This window comes from Streptomyces sp. SP17BM10 (assembly GCF_036322405.1).
Lineage (GTDB): Bacteria > Actinomycetota > Actinomycetes > Streptomycetales > Streptomycetaceae > Kitasatospora.
On record NZ_JAQYXB010000079.1, the window covers coordinates 1 to 237 of the forward strand.

Genomic DNA, 237 nt, shown 5'->3' on the forward strand with positions numbered 1-237 from the left:
ACCGTGAAGAACCTCTTCGAGGCCCCCCAGGTCTACAAGGTCCAGGGCCAGAACCAGTACCTCATGATCGTCGAAGCCCGCGGCGCCAACGAACAGCGCTACTTCCGCTCCTTCACCGCCACCAGCCTCAACGGCTCCTGGACCCCCCAGGCCGCCACCGAGACCAACCCCTTCGCCGGCAAGGCCAACAGCGGCGCCACCTGGACCAACGACATCAGCCACGGCGACCTCGTCCGC

At 66.7% G+C, this 237-nt stretch carries 1 protein-coding gene; it reads left to right on the forward strand.

Annotation, left to right across the window (positions count from 1 at the left end; all coding sequences use genetic code 11):
* The coding region (locus PUR71_RS00305; protein ID WP_329924258.1) for a non-reducing end alpha-L-arabinofuranosidase family hydrolase at positions 1-237 on the forward strand (237 nt) is incomplete at both ends.